The sequence below is a fragment of the Bacillus manliponensis genome (assembly GCF_000712595.1).
Lineage (GTDB): Bacteria > Bacillota > Bacilli > Bacillales > Bacillaceae_G > Bacillus_A > Bacillus_A manliponensis.
This window is the reverse complement of the sequence record NZ_JOTN01000004.1, coordinates 146,322-160,815: the sequence shown is the minus strand read 5'-3', so window position 1 is coordinate 160,815 and position 14,494 is coordinate 146,322. Positions and strand designations below refer to the sequence as shown.

At 37.8% G+C, this 14,494-nt stretch carries 13 protein-coding genes and 1 other annotated feature; of the genes, 3 read left to right on the top strand and 10 right to left on the bottom strand.

Annotation, left to right across the window (positions count from 1 at the left end; translation table 11 throughout):
* Window positions 1–3: 3 nt before the first annotated feature.
* Both opp3C and opp3b read right to left on the bottom strand, forming a co-directional pair.
* Window positions 4–1,020 carry an oligopeptide ABC transporter permease gene (gene opp3C / locus BAMA_RS06800; protein ID WP_034637534.1) on the bottom strand — a complete coding sequence of 339 codons (1,017 nt, stop codon included), beginning with the start codon at window positions 1,018–1,020 and terminating at the stop codon, window positions 4–6.
* Entirely contained in the window at window positions 1,017–1,946 is a 930-nt protein-coding gene (gene opp3b, locus BAMA_RS06795) for an oligopeptide ABC transporter permease (protein ID WP_034637532.1), read from the bottom strand. Before opp3b ends, opp3C begins: the two co-directional genes overlap by 4 nt.
* Window positions 1,947–2,562: 616 nt before the next feature.
* Between opp3b and BAMA_RS06790 the strand changes: the two genes are divergently transcribed.
* Window positions 2,563–2,946, top strand: a complete 384-nt coding sequence (locus BAMA_RS06790; RefSeq protein WP_034637531.1) for a DUF3899 domain-containing protein — start codon at window positions 2,563–2,565, stop codon at window positions 2,944–2,946.
* Window positions 2,947–2,988: 42 nt separating this feature from the next.
* Window positions 2,989–3,205 (top strand) — a binding site (T-box leader).
* A gap of 246 nt (window positions 3,206–3,451) precedes the next feature.
* A complete protein-coding gene (gene trpS, locus BAMA_RS06785) occupies window positions 3,452–4,441 on the top strand; it encodes a tryptophan--tRNA ligase (RefSeq protein ID WP_034637530.1) in 990 nt (329 codons plus the stop codon).
* Window positions 4,442–4,866: 425 nt separating this feature from the next.
* Here trpS and BAMA_RS06780 read toward each other — a convergent pair whose 3' ends face one another.
* The 7 genes from BAMA_RS06780 to BAMA_RS06750 form a co-directional block, all read right to left on the bottom strand.
* Window positions 4,867–5,613, bottom strand: coding sequence for a YjbA family protein (locus BAMA_RS06780; protein WP_034637529.1), 747 nt, complete (start codon window positions 5,611–5,613; stop codon window positions 4,867–4,869).
* A gap of 241 nt (window positions 5,614–5,854) precedes the next feature.
* The gene (locus BAMA_RS06775; RefSeq protein ID WP_034637526.1) at window positions 5,855–6,646 is read right to left on the bottom strand and encodes a DUF2268 domain-containing putative Zn-dependent protease; all 792 of its coding nucleotides are present in this window, start codon (window positions 6,644–6,646) and stop codon (window positions 5,855–5,857) included.
* A 267-nt stretch (window positions 6,647–6,913) separates the two neighbouring features.
* Window positions 6,914–8,152, bottom strand: coding sequence for a beta-ketoacyl-ACP synthase II (fabF, locus tag BAMA_RS06770; protein ID WP_034637523.1), 1,239 nt, complete (start codon window positions 8,150–8,152; stop codon window positions 6,914–6,916).
* A 28-nt stretch (window positions 8,153–8,180) separates the two neighbouring features.
* Window positions 8,181–9,113 carry a beta-ketoacyl-ACP synthase III gene (locus BAMA_RS06765; RefSeq protein ID WP_034637519.1) on the bottom strand — a complete coding sequence of 311 codons (933 nt, stop codon included), beginning with the start codon at window positions 9,111–9,113 and terminating at the stop codon, window positions 8,181–8,183.
* 126 nt (window positions 9,114–9,239) lie between these two features.
* Entirely contained in the window at window positions 9,240–9,413 is a 174-nt protein-coding gene (locus tag BAMA_RS06760; protein ID WP_034637516.1) for a ComZ family protein, read from the bottom strand.
* Between the two features lie 213 nt (window positions 9,414–9,626).
* Entirely contained in the window at window positions 9,627–10,475 is an 849-nt protein-coding gene (locus tag BAMA_RS06755; RefSeq protein WP_034637514.1) for an NAD-dependent epimerase/dehydratase family protein, read from the bottom strand.
* A gap of 57 nt (window positions 10,476–10,532) precedes the next feature.
* Window positions 10,533–11,270 carry an alpha/beta fold hydrolase gene (locus tag BAMA_RS06750; RefSeq protein ID WP_034637512.1) on the bottom strand — a complete coding sequence of 246 codons (738 nt, stop codon included), beginning with the start codon at window positions 11,268–11,270 and terminating at the stop codon, window positions 10,533–10,535.
* 379 nt (window positions 11,271–11,649) lie between these two features.
* Here BAMA_RS06750 and BAMA_RS06745 point away from each other — a divergent pair, with 379 nt between their 5' ends.
* Window positions 11,650–11,832 (top strand): YjzD family protein, encoded by a 183-nt coding sequence (locus tag BAMA_RS06745; protein ID WP_034637509.1) that lies wholly within the window; start codon window positions 11,650–11,652, stop codon window positions 11,830–11,832.
* A 24-nt stretch (window positions 11,833–11,856) separates the two neighbouring features.
* Here the strand turns inward: BAMA_RS06745 and clpB are convergent, their stop codons facing one another.
* Complete coding sequence (gene clpB / locus BAMA_RS06740; RefSeq protein ID WP_034637506.1) at window positions 11,857–14,457, bottom strand: ATP-dependent chaperone ClpB; 2,601 nt, start codon at window positions 14,455–14,457, stop codon at window positions 11,857–11,859.
* Window positions 14,458–14,494 lie beyond the last annotated feature (37 nt).

Sequence of the window (14,494 nt, the reverse complement as noted above, 5' to 3'; positions counted from 1 at the left end):
GCCTTACTTACGCATTTTTGGATCTAACGCATCACGCAGTCCATCACCTAATAAGTTGAATGCTAAAATTAGCATACTGATTACAGCCGCCGGAATAAACATCATGTGTGGATACGTCTGAATAGACTTAAATCCATCACTTACAAGAGAACCAAGTGATGCAAACGGCGGTTGAATTCCTAAACCGATAAAGCTTAAGAACGCCTCTCCAAATACTGCTCCTGGAATTGTAAACATCGTCATAACAATAATAGAACCCATAATATTTGGTACTAAATGTTTAACAATTAATTGTGTATTTGTTGCGCCAAGCGTACGAGATGCTAATACATACTCTTGATTTTTTAACTTTAATATTTGCCCACGTACAATACGCGACATACCAATCCAACCTGTTAATGCCATCGCAAATGTAATTGATAAAATCCCTGGGTCCATTACAATTACCATTAAGATAACGATGATTAAGTATGGAATACCGTTTAACACTTCCGCAAAACGTTGCATTAAGTTATCAACTCGTCCACCATAGAAGGCAGAAATACCACCATACGCAACCCCAATCGATAATTCAATAAATGATGCTAAGAATGCGATATATAAAGATACGCGTGTTCCTTCCCACGTTCTTGTCCAAATATCACGTCCAAGGTCATCTGTACCAAACCAGAAATACTCATCAATACCACGTTTTTCATATTGATCGACGCCATATTGGTCAACACCGTCAAATGGTAACCAACTAATGTTCTCAATAACTGGCATTTTCGGTGGAAGTTTCGCACGATTTAAGTCTTGATCCTTATATGAGTAGTTGCTCATCATCGGACCGAATATTGCAAAAAATGCAACAATTGCAAGTAAAACAACACCAAACATAGCTCCTCTATGTTGAACAAGACGTCTTCTTGCATCTTGCCAATACGTTAAACTCGGACGGGCAATTTTCTCATTATCAACGTCTGCTTGATTTGCTGGTTGAAATAAATCTGGAGATATTTTCTTCATATCTTTCATTATTTTTTACCTCCTGCTAAACGAATACGAGGATCAACTACACCGTATAAAATGTCGACAATAAAGATAACAAATACGAATACTGCACTATAGAAAATTGTCGTTCCCATGATAACTGTGTAATCCTTTAAAACGATGGAGTTAACAAATTGCTCTCCAAGCCCTGGTACCGCAAAAACTTTCTCAATAACAAGTGTACCTGTCATTAAACCAGCTACCATCGGTCCTAAAATTGTAATAACTGGGATAAGCGAGTTACGAAGTGCGTGCTTAATAATAATTGCACCTTGGCTTAATCCTTTTGCTTTTGCCGTTAAAATGTATTCGGCTTGCAATACTTCAATTAACTCAGCACGTGAGAAACGTGCAATTGTTGCAATAATACCTACTGATAATGCAACTGTTGGTAAAATTGTATAATTAAAACCTTTCCAAAAGGCTACTGGTAACCATCCTAATTGTACAGCAACATAATACTGTAATAACGCAGCAAATACGAATGATGGAATCGACATACCAAGTACCGAAATAAATGTAGCACCGTAGTCAACCCACGTATTATTGCGAAGTGCCGCAATGATTCCTAATAATAATCCAATAAATGTACCTAATATAATAGCTTGAAGTCCAAGTTGTGCAGATGGACCAATACGGTCAACAATCATATCTGTTACCGGACGGTTATCATATTGGAATGATACCCCTAAATCACCTTGCGCCAAATTTTTCAAATAGTTCGCATATTGAACAGGAACTGGATCATTTAGACCATATTTCTCTAAAATAATCTCTTGCTGCTCTGGCGATAATTTCTCTTGGTTCTTCAGTGGAGAACCTGGTAGCAACTTCATTAAAAAGAATGTTGCACTTGTAATTAAAAATAGTGTAATAAACATGTACGCGAAACGTTGCAATGTATAACGTCCCATACTAGCACCTCCCCATTTTTCTCAAAGCAATTAAGATGGTTCTAAATTTTCTTACTTTTATTTTTTTAAAATAAAGGTATATGCCCATCATAAGCATATACCTTTGTAAACAATGATGGAGTGAAGCACTTTATAATTGAGCAAATGCTCTTTTGTAAAAAAATCACTGTCATACTCGTGTTCTATAACACGTTATTTAAACAGTAACTTTCTTTTTGATTATTGAAAGATTATTCTACTAAGATAATACGCTCGAGTTTCCTATTCATAAATCAAGAAAATGCGTATTTCCCTTTATGTTGTATTCTCTTCCTTAACTGCAATTTTCACTACCTCACTTACAGAAAAGTCAAATTGCAAGAATAATCTCCAAGTTTCTACATTTTTCATTATACATATAATAAGACGATTGTGAATATAGTTTTTTATTTTTTTGTTAAAATTTTTAATTTAAAATGTATATTATTTATTTTTTGTAAAGAAAGAATATACTGTCTCTTGTATTTTATTGTAACAAAATACGGAATTATGTATAATTTTCTAATAATTATTTGTAGTTCTCATTATAACTTTTATAGTATAATAATTCTAGTAATTTTTTTCGGAGGGGAGTAATTTGAACAAACTTTTCACACATATTTGTATATTAATGGGGATTTCTATTATTAGTTCTAGCATAATATCTCTTTTTTCTTCTCATTCTTTTTTATTTGATTTTGTTAACTTTTCATTCTACTTTGGTTTGGCCTTTATTATACTTGGGGGCTTCCTATTTTTAATTCAGCGCGGATTTTTTAATATAACAATATATGCGCTTCGTAAGCTCGGCCGCTCCAAAGACAAAAAAGTAGAATCTTTAATAGAAGGTGATGAAGAAGAAGAAGATCCAAAAGAAGCGTTATACCGCACATATTCGTTCACATGGACATATCCGGTTATCATTACAGGTCTTGTATTATGGTTCTTCTCAACTGTCATAAGCTTTACTGTTCTTGTATAATTTGCAATCAGTATGTACTGTGTTATAATAGTGAAAAATCATATACATGCGTTGATAAAGAAGAGTACATATTGACTTAATTTCAGAGAGCTTGTGGTTGGTGCAAACAAGTAATTGAACAATATGGAATGGGCTTTTGAGCACCAAACCGAAACAAAATCGGAGTAGGCTTTGGCGTTTATCCAGACGTTACAATGGATAAAGAGATTTTGCCTTAGCAAAATAATTAGGGTGGCACCGCGGTCCATTCGTCCCTACCAATCGGGATGAATGGGCCTTTTTATGTTAAAAAGTGGAAGCGACTCCTTAGGCCCGTCGGCTAAGGTTCTTTCGCACAGAAAGTGTCCTTTACTTTCTCGGGCGGAAGGTTCTTAGACACGAAGATCTCGCTGCCGGAGCTGGATTCCATAAAAAGCGCAGGCTGCTGTATCCCTAAGCAAAAATCAACCTAAAACCTCGTAGTTCAAACTTAAAACTACATATATAAATTAAGGAGGACATCATTATGTCAGTTATCTTTTCAGGTATTCAGCCTAGTGGAACTATTACACTTGGTAACTATTTAGGAGCAATGAAACAATTTACAGAGTTACAGCATGAACATGATTGCTATTTCTGTATTGTAAACCAACATGCCATTACAACAATGCAAGATCCAGTACAACTTCGTAAAAATATTCGTAGCCTTGCCGCTTTATATGTAGCATGTGGTATTGATCCAGAGCAATCCACATTATTTGTTCAGTCAGAAGTTCCAGCACATGGTCAACTTGGATGGATTATGCAATGTATCGCATACGTTGGTGAATTAGAGCGTATGACGCAATATAAAGATAAATCATCAGGTAGAGAATCTGTACCTGCCGGACTATTAACATACCCACCATTAATGGCAGCTGATATTCTACTATACAATACAGAAATTGTTCCTGTTGGAGATGACCAAAAGCAACATATTGAATTAACACGTGACTTAGCAGAACGTTTTAATAAACGTTACCGTGAAATCTTCACGATTCCAGAAATTCGCATTCCAAAAGTAGGTGCGCGCATTATGTCATTAACAGAACCTACGAAAAAAATGAGTAAGTCAGATCCAAATCTAAAATCAATGATCAGCATGCTAGATGATCCAAAAACGATTGAAAAGAAAATTAAAAGTGCCGTTACGGATTCAGATGGCATCGTAAAATATGACAAAGAAAACAAACCAGGCGTTTCAAACTTATTAACAATCTACTCTTCTGTTTCTGGTAAAACGATTGAAGAGTTAGAAGCACAATATGAAGGAAAAGGATACGGAGACTTCAAAGCTGATGTAGCACAAGTCGTTGTAGAAGCAATCCGCCCAATCCAAGAGAAATACAATGAACTAATTAACTCACCAGAACTAGATGAAATTTTAGACAAAGGTGCAGAAAAAGCAAACCGCGTTGCAATGAAACAACTGCGCAAAATCGAAAACGCAATGGGTTTAAGTAGAAAAAGACGATAATATAAAAAGTAGAGGCGACTGCTTAGGACCGTCGGCTAAGGTTCTTTCGCACAGAAAGTGTTTTTACTTTCTCATGCGGAAGGTTCTTAGACGGGAGGGCCTAGGAGCCGGAACTGGATTATATAAAAGGCGGAGGCGAATCGCTTAGAATGGAAGTTGGATGGAGCTCCTGACGTAGAGGCGCTTTTCGCCTCGCAGAAAGGCGCGAAGCCAACGACCATTCTTGCTGCCGAGCTGCCACTCAAAAGAACACTTTTCGTGATTTTTTGAGTGGCAGCTCTTTTTTTGTAGCACCCTTGTGCGGGATTCAGCGGTTTTAAGATTTTTTCAACGATTCACCTATTCCACATAAAAGAATATAATTTCCGCTCACAATGAACAAAAGCTGACTCAAAAGACATTTCTTTGCCTTTTGAGTCAGCCCTTTAATTTACCTTTTGTTCATTTTCCATTTCCCATAACTTTTCAAAGAATGGTTGTCCCTTTACAAGTCGTTCACAAAGTTGTTCGTGCTTATTGGACCAACCATATTTCGTTTCTTCATATAAACGATTCCAAACATCTTCAAATTTCATATGTTGAACATTTGGATATGCGTTTGGTTGCCACTCTGTATACCAGTAACGTATTTCTGCTGGGTTTCTTGTTGTATGTAGTTGATCTAGCGCCATAAACAGCAGTTGTTTTAACTGCCTCTCCTTGCGTGTTAAACCATTCATCATATTAGGAGATGGCGATAAAATATGATGTTCTCTTTTTGGTTCTTCCATTTGAAACTCGTATGTTTCTACTGATGTGTTTTCAATCATTTCGTATACCATTTGTTCTTGACGAGGAATTAACCTACTTTTACGAATTGGCACATTATAGCCAATCGTATCAATTGCGATAATTCCTTGTCCGTCAGAAATAACGAAGCAATATTCAAGCTGTGTGCGTTCATGATTTTTTCGGATATACGCTTTATGATGTACGTCTTCCAACAATCTCGGCGGAAGTTCTAACAGTTCGTTCTCGATGTAATGATATAATGCGGAATCTACTTTTAATAATGGCACTTGATCTAATAACTCAATCGTATCTTCCTTCCGCCATTCATAGAAATGACATACGTTATACCCATTTTCTTCACCTTCAAACCAATTTACCCATACATCATGTAGATATAACATTTCTTACCCCTCACTTCACAACTGTTTGTATCCCTCATTATTGGCATCTTTCATTAAATTTATTCCACTAAAGGAAATATATTCTATATACATTTATTCTGAAAAAACGACATAACATTGCATTTTTCAAGCTTATTTCTTATTCTTCCATTACACAGGAACAATTTTAGATTTATATACTTATTCCACCCTCCACTCGTTAACCCTTTCACTCTTTACAAACAAAAAAACTCAGCAACGGCTAAGTTTTTTGAAACGAATATGCTTTTTGTAAAATGTCTTCAGCCTCTAACTTTAAAAGAGACAAACTATTTTCTTTCTCTGACTGTACACAGTCTTTTACAATGTGAAATCCAATATTATATCCAGCCATTTTCGGATACGCCCCTAAACCATTTAATATGATGTCATGCTCTCTAGTCCCTCTCAGCACATGACACTTTCCTTTCACAAAGCGGTTCCAAAAATCAATTACATCTTCTTTTTCATAATAATTTGTCCACGGTGCATAACAGCTTGCTGAATGCCTTTCATATACTGCTTGTTCAGCCAATCCTTCCATAATCATCGTATCAAGCAGTGTATAATTCTCTTCCTTTTTCTTACTATTATATATCCGGCAAATATGATGATATTCGTGTGTTAAAAGCGCGCGTAACTCTGCAATTGTATTTTTAGAGCTAATAAATAAAAAAAGTGCGTCGCGCATCGATAATCCAGCTTTTCCGTTATATTCTTGTTGAACAATTTTATTATATGAATCGGACAATAAAATAAACACAGGAACATCAGGGCCACCTAACCATTCTTTTAACTCCTCATATTCTATTGCTAGCTGATCCCATATTTTCTTTTTTTGTAATTCATCAATTTCGCGCTCACCATCTTTGATAGGACGGAACATTCCTTTTGAAACAAGAAATCGATAAATCATTTCCTTTCGAAAGGGAATATACGTTGTAAACCGCTCACATATTTTTTCTGGCTCTCTGTAATGAGCTCGCATCCATTCCGCCGTTTGCATCACTCCCATTGTATCCCTCCCGCTGATTGAAGTTTCACTTTATCCCGCATTAACGGGCTCTAAGACTCCCACCTCAAAACTTGAGAGACGCAAAGAAGTTTTTTGGGGAGATTAACAGCCCGTAAAAGCCCGATTGGTTCAACTAACAATCAGTCGGGGATGAAGCCCCCGCTGATTGAAGTTTCACTTTATTTCATTCATATGCAAAAGTACAATATTTGCACCTCATTTTATCCACCAAAAAAAGCAGCGAGAAAAACTCGCTGCTTTCAAAACTTATTTATATTCTTTAAAGATTAACACGGCATTATGACCACCAAAGCCTAGTGAGTTACTTAATACCGCACGTACCTCTTGTTCTCTCGCTTTATTTGGTACGCAGTCTAAGTCACATTCTGGGTCTGGTGTTTCATAGTTAATTGTTGGAGGAACAACTCCATCAGCAATTGTTTTTACAGATACAATTGCTTCAACTGCACCAGCAGCGCCTAATAAGTGACCTGTCATTGATTTTGTTGAACTTACAGCCACTTTATATGCATGTTCACCAAACACTTCTTTAATTGCCATCGTTTCATATCTTTCGTTCGCTTCTGTACTTGTACCATGCGCATTAATATAATCGATATCTTCTGGCTGAAGATTTGCATCTGCTAACGCTTGACGCATCGCACGAACACCACCTTCACCGCCAGGAGCTGGAAGTGTAATATGGAACGCATCACCTGTTGCACCGTATCCAACAATTTCAGCATAAATGTGAGCACCACGCGCTAACGCATGTTCCATTTCTTCTAATACAAGGATACCCGATCCTTCTCCCATTACGAAACCACTGCGGTTTTTATCAAACGGACGGCATGCTGTTTCTGGATTTTCATCAAATGATAATGCTTTTGCAGAGCTAAATCCTGCAAATGCCATATTTGTTAATGGCGCTTCTGCTCCACCTGTTATCATCGCATCTGCATCACCGCGCTGAATCACTTTAAATGCATCACCAATCGAGTGTGCACCAGAAGCACATGCCGTTACTGTACAAGTATTAATACCTTTTGCACCTAATGCAATTGATACTTGACCTGCTGCCATGTCAGGAATCATCATTGGTACGAAAAATGGGCTAACGCGGCGTGCGCCTTTTTCCATAAATGTTTTAAATTGCTCTTCGTATGTCTCCATACCACCAATACCAGAACCAATCCAAACACCAATGCGTGGTCCATTTTCTTCTGTAATTTCTAACTTCGCATCTGCAACAGCCATTTTTGCTGCTGCTACTGCGTATTGTGTAAAGCGATCCATACGACGCGCTTCTTTTTTATCCATATATTTCTCGACTTCAAAGTCGTTAATTTCTGCTGCAACCTTTGCAGGAAATTGGCTTGCATCTAAGCGTGTAATACGTCCAATGCCTGATACACCTTTTTTAATATTTTCCCACATTGTTTCTACATCATTTCCTACTGGAGTTACAGCACCTACTCCTGTAATTACAACACGCTTTTTTTCCATACAAAATACACTCCTTTTCTCTCAGTCCTTATTTACCCCAACGAAGAGCAACTGCTCCCCATGTTAATCCGCCGCCAAAACCAACTAATATAATAAGATCACCATCTTGAATGCGTCCATTTTGCAATTCTTCTACCATTGCAATTGGAATTGAAGAAGCTGACGTATTTCCAAACTTCTCAATCGTCATACTCATCTTTTCAGGCGGTAAATCCAATCGTTCTCTTGCTGATTCCATAATGCGCACATTCGCTTGATGTGGTACAAGGAAACTTACATCTTCCTTTGTAAGTCCTGCTTTCTCAAGGACACGTAGACAAGAATCACCAAGCTGACGAACAGCGAACTTAAACACTTCTCTACCGTTCATCATAACATATTCCTCTTGATAAAGGTGCTTACCACCACTTCCGTCTGCACCAAGCTCAAAGGAAAGAATTCCTTTCCCTTCTGAAACAGCCCCCATGACTACTGCACCCGCACCGTCTCCAAATAGTACAGCTGTATTACGATCATTCCAATCGACAATTTTTGATAGCTTATCGCTACCTATTACTAATACATGCTTATATGCACCTGTTTCAATAAATTGCTGCGCTGTAATCATTCCATACATAAAACCAGCACATGCCGCACTAACATCCATTGCCGCTGCACGCTTTGCTCCAATCGCTTCTTGTACAACGCATGCAACCGCTGGGAATGAATAATCTGGTGTTACTGTCGCAACTAAAATTAAATCAATTTCTTCTCCGCTTACATTTGCATTTTCAAGTGCTTTTTTTGCTGCTTCTACAGCCATGTGTGAAGTATTTATCGTATCATCGGCAATTCTTCTTTCTCGAATGCCTGTTCTTGTTCGAATCCATTCATCGGACGTATCCATTATTTTTTCTAAGTCGTGGTTTGTGACTACTTTTTCCGGCACATATCTTCCAATTCCTAAAATGCCTACGTTCACGTCGCACCCCTCCGTTTTATATCAAATATTATGACTTGGTACTAATTTTAAATGAAAACCACCCTTTTGTCTATATCGTAATTTATCTTATCATTCTAAAAAATAAAAGCCGGTATACACCGACTTTTATTTTCCCGCTTTTCCAAGCTCGTATGCTTCATTCATTACTTTCATTAATAACTCTAAAACAGGCTGCGCTTTTTCCATATCAAGCTCGATTCCATTTGCATCTAAAATCGCCTTTGCTTCCGGCAAATGTTTAAAAGCGATTTGTAAAAACTGCATGTTCTTTTCACTCATGTATCATCATCCTTTCGACATCTAAACTTCGTAACGAGTACGAAAAATACACTCTTCATTTTATACTTACGCTATAACGGAACACAACGAAAATATAAAGTGAAACTTCACTCAGTGGGGAGTTTCTTCATCTCCACTGAGTGTTAGTTGAACAAATCGGGCTTTTACGGGCTGTTAATGCGGGATAAAGTGAAACTTCAAATCCCCTTTCCTTTACCGCGTACTTCGTTCTTCATACAACTCCTTGTATTGTTTTATATGTCTTTTTTGTTTTTTCAAACCTTCTACTAACGGTACACATTTTTCAAGTATTATCATTTGCTCTCCATCTCTTTTTTCACTCTGCACAACATCCATTACTTGCATATTAGGCTGTAACTGTTTCATTCCTTGCTCCCACAGCTTTTCTTCACCACTTCCAATTTCATACGTTCCCACATAAGCTCCTTTTTCACCACTGCTATATAAACACACACACACATCTTCCACATATAAAAGGTCATGATACCTTTCCTCTATTGTAAATGTCTTCTCACTATTTATAACATCACTTAACAAGAGTCGATGATAGGCCATAAAAGAAGGCTGCCAAGGACCATACACTGCTGGCACTCGCAAAATACTATAGTATTCACTATGCTTCTTCACTTGCTCTTCTAGTTTCGTGAAAAATTGGCTATTTTCATTATTCTCTCGTTCTGCTGAAGAGAGTACAACAAACTTTATTCCTTTTCGCTTACAAAATCGGCCCATTCGTTTCACATACTGCATACCAATTTGTTCATCACGAAATCCTGTTTTTCTATTAGGCTCATATAAGCAAAAATAAACTGTATCAATCTCATTCTCCTCTAACAGCTGCCATCCTTCATCTTCTTGCAAGGAATAGTAAGAAAACGATGCATTACGCCCAATTAAAAACAACTTCTCTTCATCAATTTTTTGTAAATTTTCCCGTCTATCAAAATCAATACCGTACACTTCTACATTTTCTAACAGCATTTTTTCAATAAGATTGTAACCAATAAACGTCCATGCCCCAACAATACAAACACACTTCACCTCATCCACTCCTCTCTACACATGAACAAAAGCTCCTTATATATGTATACAGGAGCTTCATAAATCTTCTTCATACAGATTAAAAAACTGACATGTTTTTTGCGCCATTTTATATTTCACATCCGGCAAATGAAACGATAATGATGTCACACTCTGCTCCCTAATACGTGTTGCTTCATATTCACGCAGCAGCTGTTTCCGTTCCTTTTTCTCTTGAATCGAAACAAAAATCTTCACCGGTACAGGAGAAGACAAATAGGGAAAAGCCTTCTTTGCAATCGCTCCATCAACTTCTACATCCTCTTCTAAACTGTATGCCCCCATCAACTCTCGAATTAATCGTTTATAAAAAAACTTATGCTCTTTTTCTAACTCTAAATGAGCGGGTAAATGTAAGCACGGATTAAACATAACAACAGACCGAATGCATTCTGGATATTGATGCATCATTTGCAAGGCCACAAGAGCTCCCATTCCTTCCGCTACCACATGAATCTTTTCATTTAAAATTTCCTTCTTCATCACAACATGATATAAGCGCTTCGCTAAACGAACAGCTTGATCATTCCCCCAGTGCCTTCCATATAAGTTAGAAGAAAAAATCGTATAACCGTTCTTTCTCATCTCATTCAAAAGATGTGAACGCCCGGCATGTTGAAGCCATAAACTTGTAGCATTCTCAACGAAATAGTTATAATCCCCAATCAATAAAACACCAAAACCATTTGGTTTTATCGGCAAATGAACTACACAAGGTTCTCTTTCTAGATAAAAAAAACGCTCCGTAATACTCATACTTCTCCCGCCTTATATAAAGTGAAACTTCTTTTTGCGAACGCTTTTCTCGCAAAAGGTTAGTTGAACCAATCGGGCTCTTACGAACAGTCCTTCTTCCCCGCCTTACTACAATTACTGTTCGTTTGAGCGGGGTAAAGTGAAACTTCTTTTTGCGAACGGTTCTTTTCATAAAAAGTAGCCAAACTCACCCAGCCCCTTAACAAACTATTTGTGCACCGCATATTCATACGTGCAGGGCTTCTACCTCAAAAGTTGCTCTTTTATAATGTATGACGGTAACCTGTATTTGCTTTCCAAAACGTTAAATATTTTTCTATATTCTTTTATTAGTTGTGTTACAATATAGACAGATTTGAACGAATAGGGGTGTGAAAAAATGCGTGTAATTTGGGCCTTTATTTGGTCGTTCGTACTTACTCACATGGTAAGTTATGTTGTTGGCTCTATGCTTGGTAGTACATACAATTTCCAAGAAGCAAGCATCTACTCTGTTGCTGTAACTGTACTTGTATTACTAGTGGGCGCAGCAATTCCAAACGAACCAGTAGAACAGCACTAAAAAAGTCCGGTTTCCCGGACTTTTTTATTTCACTTTCACAATTAAATTTTCATTCTCAACATCAATTACAACGTGATTATGATCCACAATATTACCTGCAATCAGCTCACGTGCTAACTTCGTTTCAATTTGTCTTTGCACATAACGCTTCAACGGACGCGCTCCGTACATTGGGTCAAATCCAGATTCGACAACAAACTCTTTCGCTGCATCTGTCAGTTCTACTGTAATATGACGATCCGCTAATCGACTTTGTAATTCCTTCACAATTTTATCAACAATGCCTTTAATCTCATTTGTTGTGAGTGGCTTAAATAAAATAACTTCGTCAACACGATTTAAAAACTCTGGTCTGAAGTGGCCGCGCAACTGATTCATTACAAGACTTCTTGACTCTTCCTTAATTGAACCATCTTCCTCTAAGCCTTCTAATAAATATTGTGAGCCGATATTAGATGTCATAATAATAACCGTATTTTTAAAATCAACTGTACGTCCTTGCGAATCCGTAACACGTCCATCGTCTAACATTTGTAGTAAAATATTAAATACTTCTGGATGCGCCTTTTCAATCTCGTCTAATAAAATAACGGAATATGGCTTACGACGCACTGCTTCTGTTAATTGACCACCCTCTTCATATCCAACATATCCTGGAGGTGCTCCAATCAGACGAGATACTGCATGTTTCTCCATATACTCAGACATATCAATACGGATCATTTGCTCTTCACTATCAAATAACGATTGCGACAATGCTTTTGCAAGTTCCGTTTTCCCAACACCTGTTGGTCCTAAGAAAATGAACGACCCGATTGGACGATTTGGATCTTTAATACCAGCGCGGGAACGAAGCACCGCATCCGCTACAAGTCCAACTGCCTCGTCTTGACCGATTACACGCTCTGATAAAATTTCTTCTAAGCGAAGTAATTTTTCGCGTTCTCCTTCAACAAGCTTCGCTACTGGGATACCTGTCCAGCGGGATACGATATTTGCAATTTCTTCTTCAGTTACTTCTTCGCGAAGAAGTCGATTATCTTGTTCTTTTTGCAAATGTGCTTCTTCTGCTTCTTGTATTTCCTTTTCTACAGCTGGAATTTTACCGTGACGAAGCTCAGCTGCTTTATTTAAATCATAATTCGCTTCTGCCTCTTCTAATTCGCGGCGCAACGTTTCGAGGCTTTCGCGTAAGTCACGCACTTTATAAATTTCCTCTTTCTCTTTTTGCCACTGCGCACGCATACCACTTGCCTTTTCTTTTAAATCGGACAACTCTCGCTGCAATGTTTGTAAGCGCTCCTGACTTACGCGATCTGTTTCTTTACTTAATGCTGCTTCTTCAATTTCAAGTTGCATGATGCGGCGCGTTACTTCATCAAGCTCCGTTGGCATGGAGTCAATTTCAGTACGAATCGTTGCACACGCTTCATCAACTAAATCAATTGCTTTATCTGGTAAAAAGCGATCCGAAATGTAACGATCAGATAAAAGTGCCGCTGCAACAAGAGCACGGTCATGAATATTTACACCGTGATAAATCGCAAATCTTTCTTTTAAACCACGTAAAATGGAGATTGTATCTTCCACTGTTGGCTCTTCTGCTAATACTTGTTGGAAGCGACGCTCTAACGCTGGATCTTTCTCAATATATTTTCGGTACTCATCAAGTGTAGTTGCACCAATACAATGAAGCTCTCCGCGCGCAAGCATTGGTTTTAACATATTTCCAGCGTCCATTGCACCTTCTGTTTTTCCAGCTCCAACAATTGTATGAAGTTCATCAATGAACAGTAAAATTCTACCTTCACTTTTCTTCACTTCATTTAATACAGCTTGTAAACGCTCTTCAAACTCACCGCGAAACTTCGCACCAGCAACAAGAGCACTCATATCTAAAGCAAAAATTGTTTTATCCTTTAATCCTTCTGGAACGTCTTTTTTAACGATACGCTGTGCTAACCCTTCCACAATTGCTGTTTTTCCGACACCTGGCTCACCAATTAAAACCGGATTATTTTTCGTTTTGCGAGATAAAATACGAATCACACGGCGGATTTCACTGTCTCTTCCAATAACAGGATCAACTTTTCCACTTCTTACTTCCTCAACTAAATCACGCCCGTATTTTTGTAATACTTCATATGTTGATTCTGGATTTTGACTTACCACTCTTTGATTCCCCCTTACTTCTACTAACACTTGCTGTAGTGTTTGTTCTGTAATATGAAATTTATGAAATAACTGCTTTACATCCCCTTGCTCTTCACAAAAGGAAAGTAAAATATGTTCAACAGATATATAGTCATCTTGCATTTGTTTCGCTTTCTTTTCGGCTCGAGCGAACAATTGCTGCAGTGCATGTGTCACATATACTTTCCCAGCCTCTGCACCACTTCCTGTTACAGATGGCTTTTTCTGTAGCAATTGCTCTACTTCTTTTCGTAACTTGTCTACATCGATATTCATTTTTTCAAAAATGCGTAACGCCAATCCGTCTTGTTGCTCGAGTAATGCGAAAAGCAAATGGACGGTATCCACCTCTTGATGATGCCGCGAAATCGCTATGGATTGCGCATTCCTAATCGCCTCTTGTGTTTTCGTTGTCATTTGATTCACGTCCATCTTCACCACTCCTTTACACTTTGACTTTCTTTGACCT

What these genes read in the sequence shown, in the direction of transcription:
- opp3b (WP_034637532.1), bottom strand. Translation starts at nt 1,946, where the DNA reads ATGGGACGTTATACATTGCAACGTTTCGCGTACATGTTTATTACACTA.
- trpS (WP_034637530.1), top strand. Translation starts at nt 3,452, where the DNA reads ATGTCAGTTATCTTTTCAGGTATTCAGCCTAGTGGAACTATTACACTT.
- BAMA_RS06780 (WP_034637529.1), bottom strand. Translation starts at nt 5,613, where the DNA reads ATGTTATATCTACATGATGTATGGGTAAATTGGTTTGAAGGTGAAGAA.
- BAMA_RS06775 (WP_034637526.1), bottom strand. Translation starts at nt 6,646, where the DNA reads ATGGGAGTGATGCAAACGGCGGAATGGATGCGAGCTCATTACAGAGAG.
- fabF (WP_034637523.1), bottom strand. Translation starts at nt 8,152, where the DNA reads ATGGAAAAAAAGCGTGTTGTAATTACAGGAGTAGGTGCTGTAACTCCA.
- BAMA_RS06760 (WP_034637516.1), bottom strand. Translation starts at nt 9,413, where the DNA reads ATGAGTGAAAAGAACATGCAGTTTTTACAAATCGCTTTTAAACATTTG.
- BAMA_RS06750 (WP_034637512.1), bottom strand. Translation starts at nt 11,270, where the DNA reads ATGAGTATTACGGAGCGTTTTTTTTATCTAGAAAGAGAACCTTGTGTA.
- BAMA_RS06745 (WP_034637509.1), top strand. Translation starts at nt 11,650, where the DNA reads ATGCGTGTAATTTGGGCCTTTATTTGGTCGTTCGTACTTACTCACATG.
- clpB (WP_034637506.1), bottom strand. Translation starts at nt 14,457, where the DNA reads ATGGACGTGAATCAAATGACAACGAAAACACAAGAGGCGATTAGGAAT.